1 pseudogene is annotated in these 2,637 nt (G+C 40.6%); it reads left to right on the top strand.

The window, feature by feature from the left end:
- A pseudogene (padA, locus tag HMPREF2655_RS00135) lies at positions 1 to 2,637 on the top strand (LPXTG-anchored isopeptide-forming adhesin PadA); the annotation flags it as partial.

Genomic DNA, 2,637 nt, shown 5'->3' with positions numbered 1-2,637 from the left:
ATTACGAAGAAGGTTAATGACAAAGAACATGAAGATTTGAAGGCAGAAGAGGAACTCTTTGAGTACAAGGTGACTGCTCCATGGCCAGGTATTGCGGACAACTTTACGCTGACAGATACAGTTGTTCCAGAGTTAGAAGTTCAAGCAGATAGTTTGAATGTAAAACTCGGTGGAAAAGATAACGCTGATTTGAAAGGTGCGACAACCGTTTCAGGTCAAACCGTTTCGTTGACACTAGACAAAACTAATCTTGAAAAAATCACTCGTAAAGTGAATCGCCGTAAGGTGAAAGACATTCAATATGTAGAATTAACCTTTAAGGCGAAAATCCGTAAAGGTGCTGATCTTTCTAAATACAAGAAAGATGGTCAAGTAAAAGTACCAAATACAGCGGATGTGATCTTGAACGATGTGAAACAAACCTCTAACGAAGTAACGGTTACCCCACCAAAACCAAAAGAACCAACGATTGATAAGAAAATCAATGAAAACTTGGATAGCTTCCAAACGTTTGATGGGCAACCATACAACTACAATATTACAACAGCAGTACCAAGTGATGTTGCTAATTACAAGAAATTTGTGATTCGTGATACACTGGATGCTAATTTGGAACTTGCAGGAGACGTAAGTATTAAAGGTTCTGCAGCGGCCCTCTTTGATATCCACACCAATGGTCAAGAGATTACGGCAACGGTGAAGGATGGTCAGTTTGGTGAACTTGCAAAATACTCAACTGTTGAACTAGTCATTCCTGCAAAAGTTAAAAATGGTGTGATAGGTACAACCATTGAAAACAAGGCTTCTATTTCCTTTACAAATGAGAATAATGTAGAGAAAGAAGTTGAATCGAAACCTGTCACCGTAACGCCACCTCCTGTAACGAAGAAGATCAATGAAACTCTTGATCACTTAGATATCGCGACAGGTCAAGCGTATAACTACAACATTAAGACAAAACTTCCAACCGATATTACAGATTACAAGAAATTTGTGATTACAGATACACTTGAAGGAGATTTGTCAGTTATCAATGAAACTTCAAGCAAACCAGTTATCAAAGGAGCAGCTGCCGCCTTCTTCGATGTAACAGTTGAGGGTCAAACCGTGACTGCAACGATGAAGGAGTTTGCGAACGCTACAGACCTTGCTGGTCAAGAAGTGGAATTGATTATTCCGGCTAAGATCAATGATGGAGTGACTCGTATCAACATTCCAAATACTGCGAAGTTCAGCTTCACAGATAAGAACGATCATAGCGGAGAAAAAGAAACGAAACCTGTCACCGTAACCCCTCCATCAGAACCAAGTGTTGATAAGAAAATCAACGAAACACTGACAGAGGCAACAATCGGTGCGGAAACCGACTTTACTTATAATATCAAAGCGAAATTGCCAAATGATATTACAACGTACAAGTCCTTCGTTGTAACGGATACCTTGGATGAGAACTTGACTCCAGGTCAAGCTGAAATCAAGGGAGCGGCAGCGAAATTCTTCGATGTAACAGTTCAAGGTCAAACCGTGACTGCAACGATGAAAGATTTTGCGAATGCGGGTGACTACGGTAACCAAGAAGTAGAACTCGTGATTCATGCCAAAGTGAAGAAAGGCTCAACTGTTCCATCTATTGAGAACAAAGCTAAGATTACTTACACCAACAAGAATGACCAACAAGGTGAGAAAGAAACCAAGCCGGTCACTGTTACACCACCACCAATCACGAAGAAGGTGAATGGTCAGGAACATGCAGATCTTGGTAAGTTATCAGAAATCTTTACGTATACGATTGACTCAACGGTTCCACATGTGGCAGATAGCTTCACCATTTCAGATGATATCGTCAAAGAATTGGCATTTGAAGGAGAAGCAACGGTCACTGTTGATGGCCAAGCTGTTCAAGACCTCACTGTAACAACAGAAGGTCAACGTTTGACGGTCACATTTGGTAAAGAGCAAGTGAAACAATATGCTGGTAAAGATGTACAAGTTTCATTTAAGGCTAAGGTGAAGGAAGGCATTACCTTTGATGCACTCTTAGCGGCTTATCCAAATGAATCAAAAGACAAGCCGGTAGTACCAAATACTGCTAGCTACATCATTAATGATAATCCTGATTCTAAGAAAGAATCAAAACCAGTTACCGTTACACCACCACCAACTACTACTCCAGAGCTTAAGAAGGAAGTAAACGGAGCAGAACGTTATGATCTTGCAAAACGTAATGAAGAGTTTACTTATACTTTGAAAACAACAATGCCTGCCAGCGCAACTGTGTTTGAGATGACAGACGAGTTGAAAGAAGTTCTAGAATTTGTTGGTGAGAATGCTTCAGCCACTGTTAAACTTGATGGTGAGGATGCAGGATCGAAGGCGACAGTGACACTTTCTGGTCAAGTCATCAAAGTTGCCTTTACAGAAGCTTCTGTCAAAGCAGATGCCGGTAAGACTATTGAAGTAAACTTCAAGGCTAAAATCAGAGATAATGCCAACTTGTCAGCTTATGTGAATAAAGATGGTAAGACAGAAATTCCAAACAAGGCTTCTTACGACATCGATCACAATCCGAAATATCACAAGGATTCCAATGAAGTCCCAGTAACACCTCCAACACCAGAAGAGCCAGAGATCAAGAAA

Origin of the sequence: Streptococcus sp. HMSC066F01 (genome assembly GCF_001837335.1) — a bacterium.
GTDB lineage: Bacteria > Bacillota > Bacilli > Lactobacillales > Streptococcaceae > Streptococcus > Streptococcus oralis_S.
This window is presented reverse-complemented; position numbering and strand designations above follow the sequence as displayed.